This is a genomic window from Rheinheimera pacifica (assembly GCF_900108485.1).
In the GTDB taxonomy this organism is placed as follows: domain Bacteria; phylum Pseudomonadota; class Gammaproteobacteria; order Enterobacterales; family Alteromonadaceae; genus Alishewanella; species Alishewanella pacifica.
The window spans coordinates 47631-63357 of sequence record NZ_FNXF01000009.1; the positions used below are offsets into that span (position 1 = coordinate 47631).

General features: G+C 47.9%; 15 protein-coding genes. 3 read left to right on the top strand and 12 right to left on the bottom strand.

The features are described 5' to 3' along the window. Positions 1 to 47: 47 nt before the first annotated feature. The gene (locus tag BLW68_RS12355) at positions 48 to 1895 is read left to right on the top strand and encodes an ABC transporter ATP-binding protein (RefSeq protein WP_092793735.1); all 1848 of its coding nucleotides are present in this window, start codon (positions 48 to 50) and stop codon (positions 1893 to 1895) included. Between the two features lie 51 nt (positions 1896 to 1946). Here the strand turns inward: BLW68_RS12355 and BLW68_RS12360 are convergent, their stop codons facing one another. The 4 genes from BLW68_RS12360 to ppsA form a co-directional block, all read right to left on the bottom strand. Continuing rightward, the gene (locus BLW68_RS12360) at positions 1947 to 2297 is read right to left on the bottom strand and encodes a BON domain-containing protein (protein WP_218141365.1); all 351 of its coding nucleotides are present in this window, start codon (positions 2295 to 2297) and stop codon (positions 1947 to 1949) included. A gap of 167 nt (positions 2298 to 2464) precedes the next feature. Then, a complete protein-coding gene (locus BLW68_RS12365; protein WP_092793738.1) occupies positions 2465 to 3982 on the bottom strand; it encodes an alanine/glycine:cation symporter family protein in 1518 nt (505 codons plus the stop codon). Positions 3983 to 4064: 82 nt separating this feature from the next. After that, the gene (locus BLW68_RS12370; RefSeq protein WP_092793740.1) at positions 4065 to 4751 is read right to left on the bottom strand and encodes a glutathione S-transferase; all 687 of its coding nucleotides are present in this window, start codon (positions 4749 to 4751) and stop codon (positions 4065 to 4067) included. Between the two features lie 145 nt (positions 4752 to 4896). Beyond that, positions 4897 to 7287 (bottom strand): phosphoenolpyruvate synthase, encoded by a 2391-nt coding sequence (gene ppsA / locus BLW68_RS12375; protein ID WP_092793741.1) that lies wholly within the window; start codon positions 7285 to 7287, stop codon positions 4897 to 4899. Between the two features lie 137 nt (positions 7288 to 7424). Here ppsA and ppsR point away from each other — a divergent pair, with 137 nt between their 5' ends. Continuing rightward, a complete protein-coding gene (ppsR, locus tag BLW68_RS12380) occupies positions 7425 to 8234 on the top strand; it encodes a posphoenolpyruvate synthetase regulatory kinase/phosphorylase PpsR (protein WP_092793742.1) in 810 nt (269 codons plus the stop codon). On the opposite strand, the gene BLW68_RS12385 is transcribed toward ppsR, so the two are convergent. The 3 genes from BLW68_RS12385 to BLW68_RS12395 all read right to left on the bottom strand — a co-directional run bounded on the left by BLW68_RS12385 (position 8231) and on the right by BLW68_RS12395 (position 11281). Further along, the gene (locus BLW68_RS12385; RefSeq protein WP_092793744.1) at positions 8231 to 9298 is read right to left on the bottom strand and encodes a 2-dehydropantoate 2-reductase; all 1068 of its coding nucleotides are present in this window, start codon (positions 9296 to 9298) and stop codon (positions 8231 to 8233) included. The genes ppsR and BLW68_RS12385 overlap by 4 nt on opposite strands. Before the next feature lie 22 nt (positions 9299 to 9320). Next, a complete protein-coding gene (locus BLW68_RS12390; protein ID WP_092793745.1) occupies positions 9321 to 10670 on the bottom strand; it encodes a class II 3-deoxy-7-phosphoheptulonate synthase in 1350 nt (449 codons plus the stop codon). A gap of 128 nt (positions 10671 to 10798) precedes the next feature. Continuing rightward, entirely contained in the window at positions 10799 to 11281 is a 483-nt protein-coding gene (locus BLW68_RS12395) for a low molecular weight protein-tyrosine-phosphatase (RefSeq protein ID WP_092793748.1), read from the bottom strand. Between the two features lie 135 nt (positions 11282 to 11416). Here BLW68_RS12395 and BLW68_RS12400 point away from each other — a divergent pair, with 135 nt between their 5' ends. Next, positions 11417 to 12094, top strand: a complete 678-nt coding sequence (locus BLW68_RS12400) for a response regulator transcription factor (RefSeq protein WP_092793751.1) — start codon at positions 11417 to 11419, stop codon at positions 12092 to 12094. Here the strand turns inward: BLW68_RS12400 and BLW68_RS12405 are convergent. The 5 genes from BLW68_RS12405 to BLW68_RS12425 all read right to left on the bottom strand — a co-directional run bounded on the left by BLW68_RS12405 (position 12067) and on the right by BLW68_RS12425 (position 15640). Then, positions 12067 to 12843: a CsgG/HfaB family protein gene (locus BLW68_RS12405; RefSeq protein ID WP_092793753.1), complete on the bottom strand. Its 777-nt coding sequence runs from the start codon at positions 12841 to 12843 to the stop codon at positions 12067 to 12069. The genes BLW68_RS12400 and BLW68_RS12405 overlap by 28 nt on opposite strands. Beyond that, positions 12844 to 13227 (bottom strand): curli assembly protein CsgF, encoded by a 384-nt coding sequence (locus BLW68_RS12410; RefSeq protein ID WP_092793756.1) that lies wholly within the window; start codon positions 13225 to 13227, stop codon positions 12844 to 12846. Positions 13228 to 13238: 11 nt separating this feature from the next. Next, positions 13239 to 13619 (bottom strand): curli production assembly/transport protein CsgE, encoded by a 381-nt coding sequence (locus BLW68_RS12415; protein ID WP_092793758.1) that lies wholly within the window; start codon positions 13617 to 13619, stop codon positions 13239 to 13241. Between the two features lie 49 nt (positions 13620 to 13668). Next, entirely contained in the window at positions 13669 to 15147 is a 1479-nt protein-coding gene (locus BLW68_RS12420) for a hypothetical protein (protein ID WP_092793759.1), read from the bottom strand. 91 nt (positions 15148 to 15238) lie between these two features. After that, complete coding sequence (locus tag BLW68_RS12425; protein WP_092793761.1) at positions 15239 to 15640, bottom strand: curlin subunit CsgB; 402 nt, start codon at positions 15638 to 15640, stop codon at positions 15239 to 15241. Between the last annotated feature and the right edge of the window lie 87 nt (positions 15641 to 15727).

The following is a 15727-nucleotide window of genomic DNA, read 5'->3' on the forward strand; positions in this document are numbered from 1 at the left end:
ATTAAACCCGTTACAATAGCCGCTGTTTTTATTACCGGTTGTTTTCCATGCTACGCTTTTTTGAACGCCTTACCAAACCCTTCCCAGCAGTTGAACCTGGCCAACCACCGCGCGGTTTGCTGGCTTTTTGTCGTCACTATACCAAGGGCATGGAAACATCATTGTTATTCATGTCTTTATCTTCAGCTATCTTAGCCGTACTGGAAGTATCACTGTTTAGCTTTATGGGCCAGCTGGTTGACTGGCTGGTAGCTAATGATCCGGAAAACTTTTTTACCGACGAGCGCGCAACCCTGATTTGGATGGCGCTGGTAACCCTGGTGTTGCTGCCGTTAATGACCTTTCTTCACTCGGCAATAGTGCATCAAACTTTGCTGGGTAATTACCCGATGTCGATCCGCTGGCTGGCTCACCGTTACTTATTGCGCCAGAGTGTCAGTTTTTATCAGAACGACTTCGCCGGCCGTATTGCAACCAAGGTTATGCAAACGGCGCTGTCGGTGCGCGAAACGGTAATGAAGCTGCTGGATGTAATGGTATATGTGCTGGTGTATTTTAGCGCCATGCTGTTTTTTGTTGCCGATGCCGATATCCGTTTAATAGCCCCAATGCTGATTTGGCTGGTATTTTACATCGCACTGCAGTTTTATTTTGTACCACGCTTAAAGCGCGTGTCCACCGCACAGGCGGATGCCCGTTCAGAGATGACCGGCCGTATCGTTGACAGCTACACCAATATTGCCACCATTAAGCTGTTTTCGCATACCAACCGCGAAGAAAGCTATGCCAAAGACAGTATGGATGTCTTCCTGCAACCGGTATATCAGCAAATGCGCCTTGCCACCGGATTAAGTGTATCAGTGCAAACGCTTAACTATATTTTAGTCTTCAGTGTAGCGGCATTGTCGCTGTATTTATGGGCTGGCAGTGCTATTACAGTGGGCGCTATTGCAATAGCAATTAGCCTGGCGCTGCGTTTAAACGGTATGGCACAGTGGATTATGTGGGAAGTCAGTGCGCTGTTTGAAAATATCGGTACTGTTGCCGACGGTATCGCCACCCTGTCGCGGCCGATTGAAGTAAAAGATGCTGATAACGCCGCTAAGTTAACGGTGCCAAAGGGCCAGATTGAATTTCAGCAGGTTAGTTTTAACTACGGTAAAACCCCAACCGAAGACGGTAAAGCGGCAATATTGCAACAACTGAACCTGAGCATAAAACCAGGCGAAAAAGTCGGTTTAGTTGGCCGCTCCGGCGCTGGTAAATCCACGCTGGTAAATCTGTTGCTGCGTTTTTATGATATCGAGAGCGGTAAAATACTGATCGATGGCCAGGATATCAGCCAGGTAAGCCAGGAAAGCCTGCGTCAGCATATCGCCATGGTAACGCAGGACACTTCCCTGCTGCACCGTTCAGTACGTGAAAATATTGCTTATGGCAAACCAGATGCCAGCGAAGCGGAATTACAGTTAGCAGCAGAGCAAGCCGAAGCCAGTGATTTTATCCGTAATTTAACCGACCCTAAAGGCAACAGTGGCTTTGATGCCCAGGTCGGTGAGCGCGGCGTTAAACTCTCCGGCGGCCAACGACAGCGTATCGCTATCGCCAGGGTGCTGTTGAAAAACGCGCCGATTTTAATTCTGGATGAGGCCACTTCGGCACTGGATTCAGAAGTAGAAGCTGCTATTCAGGCCAGCTTAAACACGCTGATGGCCGGTAAAACTGTTATTGCCATTGCTCACCGGTTATCTACCATCGCGCAGATGGACCGGCTTATTGTGCTGGATCAGGGCAATATCGTTGAGCAAGGCAGCCACAGCGAACTGATTGCCAGCGGCGGCATATACGCCCAGCTGTGGGCGCACCAAACCGGTGGTTTTATTGGTGTAGAATAAAGCAAAGCGTTAAATCAGCCTGAGTTAAACGCCGACATTAAGTCGGCGTTTTTACTTTACTTCCAACTGATTATTCACCGAATGCACGCCAGAGGTTGCCGCGGTAATCATCGCCGCTTGTTCGCGCTGCGCCTGAGTTTCAACCTGGCCCCAAAGTTTAACATCACCTTTGCGGGTTTCTATCTGGATATCTAAATGCTGCAACTGTGGATCTGCCATCAGGGCAGTATTAACCGCAGTGCTGATATTAACATCGTCACCACTGCCATCTTCAGTTGTTACGCTAAGATCCGGTGCACCGGTTTGGGCATTAACATTGCCGCGCTCACAGCTACTCAGCAGCAAGCTGCCTGCCAGCACCACACCAGCGGTGACAAAGGTACGTTTTATTACTTGCATCATTGGCTCGTTCACGCTGCAAAAGTGCAGAGTCAAAACCATAATGGCCTAACAACAGGCTGGTATCTGTGCGCTAGCAGACATAGCATATATGCAGCCTGCTAATGCGACAGATAAAAAAGCCCGGCACTTAGGCCGGGCTGCTAATCAGATTTAATTATGCGGTTAATTTATTTCTGCTGTTGCTGCTGTTTGGCCAGCCGCTTCTCCCAGAACGTCGCGTTTTTAATGCCTAGTTTTACCGGATCAAAGGTAATGGGGCCGCCAGCTTTTTTCTGCTCTTCAAAATCACGCAGGCAACGCATGGTAGGCTTATACATAAAAAATATGACCAGAATACCAACCACGTTAACCCAGGCCATTAAGCCTACGCCTATATCACCGATATTCCAGATATAACCGGCGCTATTTACCGTGCCGTAGGCCACCATAAACATCAATAACAGCTTAAATACGATATTGGGCAATTTGTTGTTAAACACCCGGTTTAAATAGGCCACGTTAGTTTCAGTAATATAGTAGTACGCCAAAATGGTAGTAAAAGCGAAGAAGAAAATAGCCAAGCCGGCAAACATCTGGCCAAACTGACCAAACACACTTAACAACGCCATTTGCGTAAAGGCAGGTGAAGCCACTTCGGTTGCCGCATCAACATTCTGCAGGATCATGGTGCCAACACCAGTGGCGGCATTAAAGTTCTCGGTTTGAATATTGTACTGCTGCGTAATTAAAATCATTAACGCTGTGGCGGTGCAAACAAACAAGGTATCAACATACACAGAAAACGCCTGCACTAAACCCTGCTGTGATGGATGGTCAACTTCAGCCGCAGCTGCGGCATGCGGGCCTGTGCCCTGGCCAGCTTCATTCGAGTAGATGCCCCGCTTCACACCCCAGCCTATTGCTGCACCAAAACCGGCCTGCGCAGTAAAGGCATCCGTGAATATCATGCCAAACACGCCAGGCACTTTGTCCAGGTTAAGAAATACCACGATCAGTGCCAGCACTATGTAGCCAAGCGCCATAAAGGGCACAACAATCTGGGTAAAATGCGCAATACGCTTAATACCGCCGAAGATAATAAACGCCAGTACGATAAGGATCACCGCCAGTGCAATCAGTTTATGGGTACCTACTTCACCAAAACTGGTAACCACCATATTACCGTCGCCAAAAACCTGCGTTACGGCATTACCCACCGCATTGGCCTGCACACCCGGCAAGAAGATACCGCAGCCAATAATGGCCGAAATAGCAAACAAAATACCTAACCAGCGCCAACCAAGACAACGTTCAAAATAGTAAGCCGGGCCACCACGATACTGGCCGTTTTCTTCAACTTTATAAATTTGCCCCAGCGTAGATTCAACATAGGCCGTGCTGGCACCTAAAAATGCGACAACCCACATCCAGAACACCGCACCGGGGCCACCAAAACCGATTGCTGCGGCCACACCGGCAATATTACCTACACCAACCCGGCCGGATAACGACACTGCCAGTGCCTGAAATGACGAGATACCTTTGTCTGATTCAGTATTATTCAGCAGCAGTTTGCACATTTCTTTAAAATGGCGAACCTGCGCAAACCGGGTCAGTATTGAGTAAAATAAGCCAGCGCCAAGACACAAGTAAATCAGCGCCGGGCTCCAGATAATGCCATTTAGCGCACTAATAAAGCCTTCCATTTCCCTTCCTTATAATTATTTTTCAGCTAATTGTGTTATACGCCGCTTAATTTGCCACAGCAAAAGCAGAATTGCTACGCCGTTAGCTGGTTTGCCGCTGATCTGCGATAATTTGCCCGGCAGCGGCGATTTCATCATCATGCGCCTGATCCACCCATGGCTCTGCTAATGCCTGCTTGTACCAATCCTGCATTGCAGGTAAAGCTAATAAGTGTTGCAGATAGCTGGTGGCGACTTTACTAAACGGCAAACCATAGCTTTGCATACGAAATGCTACCGGCGCAAAAAACGCATCAGCGGCACAAAACGCTTTACCGGCTAAAAATGGCCCGCCGAACTGCCGGATCCCCTGCTCAAATAATTCACTTAAGCGGTTAATGTCTAGCAAAAGAGCCGGCGTTAGCTGATGCAACTGTACCCGGTGGCCACAGCTCATACCGCAGGTATTACGCAAGGTGCTAAAACCAGAGTGCATTTCTGCCGCGGCGCAACGGGCAAATGCGCGGGCTTTTACGTCTTTTGGCCATACAGTTGGATAGCTTTCATACAGATATTCAGCAATGGCCAGCGAATCCCATACCACAATGTCTTTTTGCACCAAACATGGCACTTTGCCAGAGGGCGAGAAAGTACGGAATTTTTCAAAGTTGCCCTGCTGGCTAAAAGGCACCAGTTGCTCAATAAACGGAATATTCAGCTGATGCATTAACACCCAGGGCCGTAATGACCAGGAAGAATAATTTTTGTTGGCAATATAAAGTTCACGCATAGTCGGCTCCTTAGTGGCGTAGTGTTTATTTACTATGTGCTGAAGTAGCAAAAATCACAATCAGCTTTTGTTTCAAACTGATGCTATACCGGGCGGCTGGCATAAAAAAGCCCCTGTTTAAGGGGCTTAGTCTGCAAAAAACAGGTTATTGTTTACCGTGTTGTGAACCATACTTTTCGGCCAGATATAGCCAGGTTTCCAGCACGGTATCCGGGTTCAGCGATACGCTATCGATGCCCTGCTGCATTAACCAGGCAGCAAAATCGTCGTGATCCGACGGGCCCTGGCCACAAATACCAATGTACTTACCTTTAGCTTTACAGGTTTTAATGGCCATTTCCAGCAACTTGTAAATTGCCGGGTTACGCTCATCAAATAAATGGGCTATCAGGCCGCTGTCTCTGTCCAGCCCCAGGGTTAACTGAGTTAAGTCGTTTGAGCCGATAGAGAAGCCATCGAAGTATTCTAAAAACTCTTCTGCCAACAAGGCGTTAGAGGGCAACTCGCACATCATAATAACCCGCAAACCGTTGTCGCCGCGTTTTAAGCCGTGCTCTGCTAATAAATCGATTACGCTACTTGCTTCACCCAGGGTGCGCACAAACGGGATCATAACCTCTACATTGGTAAAGCCCATCACATTACGCACCCGCTTTAATGCCTCAACTTCCAATGCAAAGCAATCACGGAAATCTTCGGAGATATAGCGCGAAGCACCACGAAAACCTATCATCGGGTTTTCTTCGTGCGGTTCATACTGGCGTCCGCCAACTAAGTTAGCGTATTCGTTTGATTTAAAATCTGACATCCGCACTATCACCTTTTGCGGCGCAAAGGCACAGGCTAAAGTGGCGATGCCCTCAGTCAGCTTGGCAATATAAAACTCAACCGGATTAGCATAACCGGCAATCATTTCGCTGATAGTGGCTTTAAGCTCGGGAGTTTGCGCATCAAAGTTCAGCAGTGCCTTAGGGTGCACGCCAATCATGCGGTTAATAATAAACTCCAGCCGTGCCAGACCAATACCGGCATGTGGCAGTTTGGCAAACGAGAATGCCCGCTCCGGGTTGCCAACGTTCATCATTATTTTTAAATCCAGCTTGGGCATCTGATCAACGCGGCTGCTTACCACCTTGTACTCCAGCTTGCCGTCGTAAATAAAGCCGGTATCACCTTCAGCACAAGACACGGTAACCTGCTGGCCGGTTTTAATGTTAGTGGTAGCATCGCCACAACCCACTACTGCTGGAATACCCAGCTCACGGGCAATAATAGCGGCGTGGCAGGTACGACCGCCGCGGTTGGTCACGATAGCTGACGCCCGCTTCATAATCGGTTCCCAGTCCGGATCGGTCATGTCAGTTACCAGCACATCGCCCGGCTGAATTTGGTCCATCTGCTCTATGCCTTTAAGCACCTTAGCAGTACCGGCACCAATACGCTGGCCAATAGCCCGGCCCTCCACCAACACCGGCGCCTTCGCCAGCAGTTGGAAGCGCTCCATGCTGTTGCTATCTTCGCGGCTTTTCACCGTTTCCGGCCTGGCCTGCACTATATAAAGCTTGCCGTCGTTACCATCTTTTGCCCATTCGATATCCATCGCGCGGCCGTAGTGCTTGGCAATAATAACAGCTTGCTTAGCCAGCTCTTCTACTTCGGCATCGGTGAGGGAGAACTGCCGGCTGCGCTGTGGTTCAATATCCACCACCTTAACCTGCTTGCCGTGGCCTTGCTCGCCGGAGTAAATCATCTCGACTTTTTTACTGCCTAAATTGCGCTTTACCACTGCCGGGCGGCCAGCGGCCAGTGTGGGTTTGTGTACATAGAATTCGTCCGGGTTAACGGCGCCCTGCACCACCATTTCACCTAAGCCATAAGAAGAAGTAATAAATACCACCTCTTCAAAGCCCGACTCAGTATCAATACTGAACATAACGCCGGATGAAGCTAAATCAGAGCGCACCATTTTCTGTACGCCAGCTGATAACGCCACACCACGGTGGTCGTAGCCCTGATGCACACGGTAAGAAATGGCGCGGTCGTTAAATAACGAGGCAAACACATGTTTAATAGCAATGATCACGGCATCATAGCCGCGCACATTTAAAAAGGTTTCCTGCTGGCCGGCAAAAGACGCATCGGGCATATCTTCGGCAGTGGCTGATGAGCGCACAGCAAAAGACACATCCTGTGCAGCGTCCGGGTGCAGTTGTTGGTAAGCCTCGCGAATGGCCTGTTCTAATTCAGGCTGAAACGGTGTATCAATAACCCACTGGCGGATTTGTGCGCCGGCTTTGGCCAGTGCCGTTACATCGTCCACATCCAGGCCGTCGAGCAGTTGATAAATGCGCTCATTAACGCCGCTTTGTTCAAGAAATTGGTTAAAGGCATAGGCTGTAGTAGCGAAGCCGCCAGGTACCTGTACCCCGGCATTAGCCAGATTACTGATCATTTCACCCAGTGAGGCATTTTTGCCCCCCACCCGGTTTACATCGTGCATTCCCAGGTTTTCATACCAAATCACAAATTCTTGCACAGTTCGTCTCCAATTTTTGTCGTATGGCGTGTAAGCTTACATCCAGCATTACAGGGCCAGACGATTTTACACTGGCGTCAGGGTTAATTAAAACCTTAATTTCAATGTAATTTTATAACAACAAAACGGAGTTTCCGGTGCGTACAGCCTTTTATATATCAGATGGAACCGCTATTACTGCAGAGGTGTTTGGCCATGCCTTACTTACTCTTTTTCCTGCACAATTTGAGCATGTTACCATTCCGTTTGTTGAAACTGCCGATATGGCTGAACAGGTAAAACAGCGTATTAACGATCGTTATAAAACAACGGGACAACGGCCGTTAATCTTTCAAACCTTTGTTGATGACCAGTTACGGCAGATTATTAACAGCAGTAATGGCGTGTGTTATGACTTCCTCAATACCTTTGTCGAGCCTATTCAGCGCGAGCTTGGCGTGGCGCCGGTGCCCAAAACCCACCGCACTCACAGCATCCATGAACAAAGTTATGATTTTCGTATTGATGCAGTAAATTTTGCCCTGGCCAATGATGACGGTTCTAACCTGAAAAATTTTGATCAGGCCGACATTATTCTCGTCGGCGTCAGCCGCTCTGGTAAAACCCCTACCAGCCTGTATCTGGCACTACAATATGGCATTAAAGCAGCAAATTACCCATTTGTAGAAGAGGATATGCAGCAACTACATTTGCCGGAGGTGTTAAAGCGTAACAAGAGTAAACTGTTTGGTTTAACCATCACCGCGGAGCGTTTAAGCCAGATTCGCGAGCAACGCCGGGCCAATAGCCGCTATGCATCACTGCGTCAGTGTCAGCTGGAGCTGGCAGAGGTAGAAAACTTATATCAGCGCGAGCAAATTCCGTTTTTAAACTCCACCCATCTGTCGATAGAAGAGATTTCAGCAAAGATTATCGCCAAAACGGGGCTTAAACGGCATAAATATTAACTGTGCCGTCCAACCTGCTGCAGTATTTCACTAATAGAAAGCGGCTCAGCCTCGCCGCTTTCCAGCCGTTTTATCTGCTCAACCAATAAGGTATTCACCGGGGTTGGTAGTTGATAAAGCTGGCCCATCCGCACCACTGCACCATTTAAAAACATAATTTCAGTGCGCTTTTTTGCCTGTATATCATCCCACATCGATGAGCGGGCTTGTTCATCCATAGGCAACATTTTAGCGGCAATACGGCGGAACAATATGGTTGGTAAACGCAGTAACCATGGCAACATAGCATTGGGTAAGCCGGTGTATGGCACCGGGCGGATTTTTGCTTTACTGCATATTGCCAGCCATTCCTGCATGGCCAGCGCCAGTAGCATACGGCTGTCGGCATCCAACAACTGTTGTTTCAGCGGTACATTACTGATCGCATTGAGGGCATTGTTTAAGTTAAGTAATAGCTTGCCATATTCCGCTGCTGTAATATCTGTGGTCAATTGCACCGGCAACTGTAAATGGTTAAACACGCTGATAAGGTAATTTACCGCAGCATGCTGGCTTTGCTGCCAGACAATGTTACCCGCAGTGGCACGATGAAACTGCCCAGCGCGGTTTTTTATAACGTTAAATGGCACTATTGCGCGCAGTACCGGATTAGTCAGATCCTGGGTTAGCATTTCACCAATGCCTATACCATTTTGCATCGCCACCACCGGTACTTCAGGGCGTAAAAAGCGTTTTAGCTGGGTAAGCATCGGCACTAATGCGGGAGCTTTTACTGTCAGTAACACCACATCGCACTCAATAAGGCTGTTAAGTGAACTGTAAAAAGCGACGGGCTGGGCAAAATATGCCTGATGATCAAACGAGGTAGCACTTAAACCATTAGCAGCCAGTTCCAGTGCCATAGTTTCACGGCCAAAAAATTTAACGTCCAGGGCACTATCCTGGCATAAGTAAGCGCCAAGATAGCAACCCACACTGCCTGCACCTACTATGCCAATACAGTAACGCTGACCAGCAGTAGAATACCGGCCAGCGTCATCCTGAGCTTGTTGTCCTGATAACACTTACGCTCCTTTGAGCGCGTTATTATTTACGCGCAGTGCGTAGAGTATCGGCAATCAGGAAGGCTAATTCCAGTACCTGATCAGCATTTAACCGCGGATCACATTGAGTAAAGTAGCGTTTACCCAAATCGTGCTCACTTAAGCCGTAAGCACCGCCTGTACATTCGGTAACATGCTCACCTGTCATTTCCAGGTGAATACCACCGGCATGGCTGCCTTCTGCTTTATGCACCGCAAAGAAGTTACGGATTTCACGCAAGATGGCTTCAAAATCGCGGGTTTTGTAGTCGTTACTCGCTTTTACCGTATTGCCATGCATCGGGTCGGAGCTCCACACTACTTTACGGCCTTCCTGCTGCACTTTACGCACTAAAGCGGGTAATTTATCAGCCAGTTTGTCGGCGCCCATACGGGTGATCAGGGTTAAGCGTCCGGCAACATTGTCCGGATTTAATGCATCAATTAAGCGGATCAGATCGTCCAGCTGCATACCCGGGCCCACTTTTACGCCAACCGGGTTATGGATGCCGCGGAAGAATTCAATATGCGCATGATCCAACTGGCGGGTACGCTCACCAATCCACACCATATGCGCAGAGCAGTCGTACCAGTCGCCGGTTAATGAATCACGTCGTGTCAGTGCTTCTTCGTAATTTAGCAGCAAAGCTTCATGCGAAGTATATAGCTGGGTTTCACGGATAGAGGGTGAATTCTGGCCGGTAATACCGCAAATTTCCATAAAACGCAGCGCTTCCTGAATACGCTGCGCCACATCCTGATAGCGATCTTTTAGTGGGTTAGATTCAACAAAACCCATATTCCACTTACTGACCTGATGTAAATCAGCCAGACCACCCTGAGCAAAAGCACGCAGCAGGTTCAGCGTAGCCGCTGAATGGTGATAAGCCGTGGTTAACCGGTTTGGATCCGGCAGCCTCGCCTGTTCAGTAAATTCAAAACTATTAACAATATCACCGCGATAGCTTGGCAGTGACACGCCATTAATCGTTTCCAGATCACTTGAGCGCGGTTTGGCATATTGCCCGGCCATGCGGGCAACTTTTACTACCGGCAAACCACCGGCAAACGTCAGTACCACCGCCATTTGCAGTAATACTTTAAAGGTGTCACGAATTTTAGGTGCGTTAAAATCGTTAAAGCTTTCGGCGCAGTCTCCGCCTTGCAATAAAAACCCCTGACCTTCAGCAACCTGGCCCAACTGGCTAAACAGATCCCGCGTTTCCTGGGCAAAAACCAGCGGCGGATACTTATGTAATTGCTGTTCAACACGGTGTAGCAAATCCTGATCCTTGTAGCTTGGTTGCTGTTGGATCGGTAGATTGCGCCAGCTTTGAGGCGTCCAGGTGGTCACGATGATTTTCCTATGTCTGATGAATTGCCATGCAAGTTATAGACTTCTGGACGTAAATTCAATGCTGAACATGGCATAATTTATGACAATTTTATCTGCTGGCGAAAAATTGCTGTAGTTTTGTTCAGTTAGGCTTGCCTGGAGTACGGATCTGACAAATATTCCACCAGCCCATCACAGCCCTGCTCTATCAGTTTTAATACCAGCGCAAAGCCCCGGCTGCCGCCGTAATAGGGATCTGGTACTTCACTTATGGCCGGAAATTCAGGGTGATACTGCAAAAACAACTGCAATTTATGCTGATGCTCTGGCGGACAACGGCGGTTCAGTTCCTGCAAATTATCATTGTCCATGGCCAGGATCAGATCGTAGTACGCAAAGTCCTGCTCTTTTACCGGCCTTGATGTTATACCGTTAAACTTATAACCGCTAGCCTGGCCTTCCCTTACACTGCGCTGATCGGGGGCCTCACCACGATGCGACGCGCTGGTACCGGCCGATTCTATTTCAACCGCCAATGCATATTGAGCCGCTTTATAGCGCATAACAGCATGAGCCGTGGGTGAGCGACAGATATTCCCCAGACAGACAAACAAGATTTTCCTTGGCATAACAACTCCCTATATCTCAATTTTGCTATGCTAGCATGCTTTGAGCCGAACGTTAAATGGTTGCATATTGCTAAACTCAGGTTCAGTATGGCGTTTCCTGACAGGAGAATTTGATTGTATTTCGGAGAGAAGTAAATGGATAAGTTTGCCAAACTTATCGTGCTGACGGAACAGGAAACTGTACACAATATTTCACTGCTGGCGCAGTCTGTCGGCATTAAAGTACAACAACAAAGTCGTTCATATGTATTACAAATGCCACAACTTAAAGCAGGCACGTTACTGGCCTGCCCATACCACAGTACAGATTTAAATAAAAAAGGCATGTCGGTAGAACTGCAATGTTTGCAGCAAAAAGCGCCATTGTTCTTTTTTCAGGCTGAACGTGCCCTGCTTAATCCCACCCAGGCCTTAGTAAACGGCATTCGCGGTGCCATATACCGCGATGAGCAGTTAGATCGGGTGCTGACCGCCTTGAAAACCATGATGGATGGCCAGTTGTATTATGCCCGTCCGGTAATGTCCGAATTGCTGGATGAACTGCTGTTGCAAAGGCGGAACTCTAATGCCGGGCAACGCCATGCTACAGAGAGTAATCTGTTAACCAGGCAAGAAAAACGCATTATTCAGCTGGTGGCTGAAGGCTCGCGTAATAAAGAAATTGCCGACAACCTCAATATCAGCGCTCATACTGTTAAAGCCCATATGTCATCCATTTTCCGTAAAACACAGGCCAGAAACCGGGTAGAGCTGCTGCGCTGGCTACAGCAGCCCAGCCGGCACGATCAACCTTCGCTGGTAAGGCCCGCCTGAGTATCCGCCCGCCAAAACCCACGTTGCTGGCCCTGACTTATCAGTTCAGCAACGGCGGTTTCAATAGCCTGCTTCACACAATACTGTACCGGCTCGTTAGTGGAGTAACCCCCTTCTGCTTCCAATAAACGATTTAACGATACATATCGGAACAGCCCGGCCCGCAATTCCTGCGAAAATACCTTTTTATTACTGGCAACAGACAACAACACCTGACCGGTGTGCACATCCACAGCACGCAGATAAATGGTGACCTGATCTTCACGATATAACTCAGATGCACCCACGCCAAAATATTCCGCGCCAATACCACCGGTTGTCAGGTTAGTTTCATAACTAATAATACCGCCTTCAAACAGTAAGCGGGCTTCTTTTAGCGGTGGCAGTTCAGCCGCTTTTTTATTTGAGCCATGAATTTTACGCTCTGTTAGCAGGTTTTGCAGCCCTTCCCGCTCAAGCGGAGCAAACCAGCCACTGTCCAGTAAGGTTTGAGTCAATATAGAGGTTGCGCCCTGAGTAACGGCAGTAGAAAAACTGGAAACATTGGCCTGAGGTTTGTATTGCCCGGTTTGATCACGAAAAGTATATACCGACACCGGAATAGCCAGCCTGGGTTTATTACCTTGCTGCAATTCCTGCATCAGTGTGCTGGGTACATCAATACTGGCCGCTGAGATATTAATTGCCGGTTTGGGTAATAACGAACAGCCGCTAAGTAAGACAGCGGCCAGGAAGAATACTGCTTTCATTTATCCTCCAATTACCGGAATAGTAATAATGGTTACTTCACCGCTAGCAAGGTTAGTAATATTAACTATTACACTGCCGTCAGAGTCGGTAACAACTTCAACCCGAAATTCTCCTGTGTTATATACCCCTTCCACCAGCTCGCCGTCGGCTATACGCCGTGTCAGCGAGTTAATAATATTACGCTCTAAAGCGTCACGAAACTTATCGACAAAAGACTGGCCCGGTTTAGCTGCAGTATGAGCATTTTGGCTTTGGGCTTTTTGCAGTAAAAAATTACCATTTAATGCATTGCCGCCAAAACTGGGATTTATGGGGGTATACACCAGTTCAGTGGCCTGAATACCGGCGCTTAGTATGAATAACGGCAGAAATATCCACTTCATTTTTAATCCTTTCACAGCTCATCGCTCTGTGGGTCACCCAGCATACGCGCAGTTTGTATATTGGCTAACTCGTTAATACTTAAAAGAATAGCTTGTTCAGCCATTTGTTTGACGTCGTTATAGCGTCGGCCAAAATAAGTCTGATACACCCGGCTCTGATTCATTTCTACCCACAAAAAGGTGCCAGCTTGCGGGTATACCTGTTCGTACACCACAACAGTGATACCATCGGTCCCCGGCATATCGCGCCAGTAACCGGCATAGTAATAGGTAAAATCTTTGCCAAAACGCGAAATGGTGCGATCCAGCACCAGTCCTTCCAGCTCAATATCGGCAGCGGCCAGCGGCAAACTCATGCCGCAGGCCAACAACAGAATAAAAAGTAATTTCATAGCAGGTAATACAGCTGGCTCAGACAGGCAGGCTGCCTGAGCCAACGCATTAGTTTTGTACTACGATGGCGGTATTGAAATCGCCATTTTGCGTAACACTCATCACGTTGCCCTGACCAGACTGGCTACCCAGCACCAGGTTGTCATTGCCGTTTTGAGTAATTGCTACCAGACCGTTGTTACCACTTAATGCAAAATAACCATTATCACCGGCAACCCAGTTACCACTGCCTGATTGCAGAATATCCAGCGTATTAGCATTGCCGGCAATGAGCACATCAACCAGGTTAATGTCGCCGTTTTGCTCTACATATACGCTGTTACCATTCACGGCTATATCGCTGGTGATCAGCAATTCATTGGCAGATCCTGACTGGTCGATATAAAAATCATTGTTATCACCAAGCACATCAACCACAGCAAAATTTGCATCACCTAATTGCTGAATATCGGCACTGTTGCCGGCACCAAATAAGCCCGCAGCGGCAATATTATCATCGCCACGGCTGTAAATGGTGGCGCTGTTATCACTACCAGCCAGTACCAGCTCCGCTATGTTACCGTCACCACGCTGAATAACTTCGAGGTTATGACCATCACCATCAGTGGCAAATAACATGGTGTTAAGATTACCGTTTTGCCAGATATCAACTTGGTTATCATTGCCAACCAGGCCAAGCGGTGCCTCAATAAGGTTGCCGTCGCCACGTTGATCAATTAACACCAGATTTTGCTCGCCCTGTAATGGCTCAAGCAGGAATTGGTTAGCATTACCATTCTGATACACATCAACAAGGTTATCATCGCCAATCAGGTTAGACAGGATAAAAACGTTGCCATCACCTTGTTGTTGCACAAAAGTACTATTGTTGTCACCGCTTACACCAACAATACCGCCAACGTTGGCATTACCGATTTGCTCTGACTCAAAGGTATTGCGGTTACCGGCCAGATTAAACATGCCGGCTTCGTTGTTATCGCCCACCTGTACACTGAACAAGCTGTTGTCGTTACCACTGAAGCCAGCATTGGTCCAGTTAGCAAAACCTTCCTGCGTAGTTTCAACCAAATTACCATTGCCGGTAATGTTGACAAAGGTTTCGTTCAAATCGCCTAGTTGTAACACAGCAACATCATTGATATTGCCGGTAACAACCGCTTCGGCAACATTGTAAAAACCGTCTTGCGTCATGCTTACGGTGTTGTCGTCACCAACAATGTCAATATAGGCAATATGCCAATCTGTCAGCTGCTCGGTGCGGGTTTGGTTGTCGTTGCCGCTGACAAAATGATAAGCCTCCAGCCAAACACCATCCTGCATAGCACTGGCAGTATTTATGCTGCCGTTTTGATCTATAACAGCAAGGCTGATTTCGCCGCTTTGTGTCACTTCAGCCAAATTACCTTCAACCGCTGCTGCTGATGTCTGGTTAATAATAACTTCATTGCTGACAGCCATCGCAGGTGCTGACATTGCCAGCGCAACCGTAAGGCCAAGTATATGTTTACGTGAAATTAGACCTTTCATCTGATTCTCCCTAACTCATTGTTGTTTATTAATTTATTATTTACATCTTGTTGCCGGGTCACGTTAGTGCAAAGTGAAGAGTCCTCTGTCCTCAGTACTGAACGATAGAGATCCGCTCTCCAACACCGCTTTGCTCAATGGTCAATTGTCTGTTGCCCCACTGCTCTACCCGGATCAGATTGCTTTCACCAGTTTGGCTGATGTTGGCAATATTATTGTTACCTGTTTGCACCAGTTCAGCCTGATGCCCATAGCCAGTTTGTTGCAACAAAATTTGATTTAGCACGCCTTGTTGCAACAGCACAGCGTAATGAGCTTGACCCGACTGGGTAACATCGGCCACGTTCAGATCCCCTAATTGCGTAATGTCAACACCGCTTGCCAGTGCACGTCGTTCCAGCAAAGACGTCATTTGCAACGAGATATCTGCATGCACGCAGCCGCATATCAGCAACAAACTCACTAATGCCAGTTTTTTGTTAATGCTATGCAAAATTTCTACCTCAAATCGTTACGGCGAAAGTTAGGCTAAAGCACTACGAAAAAGGCGCAATAGGAATAAAGAGCTATTTTTAAAAAC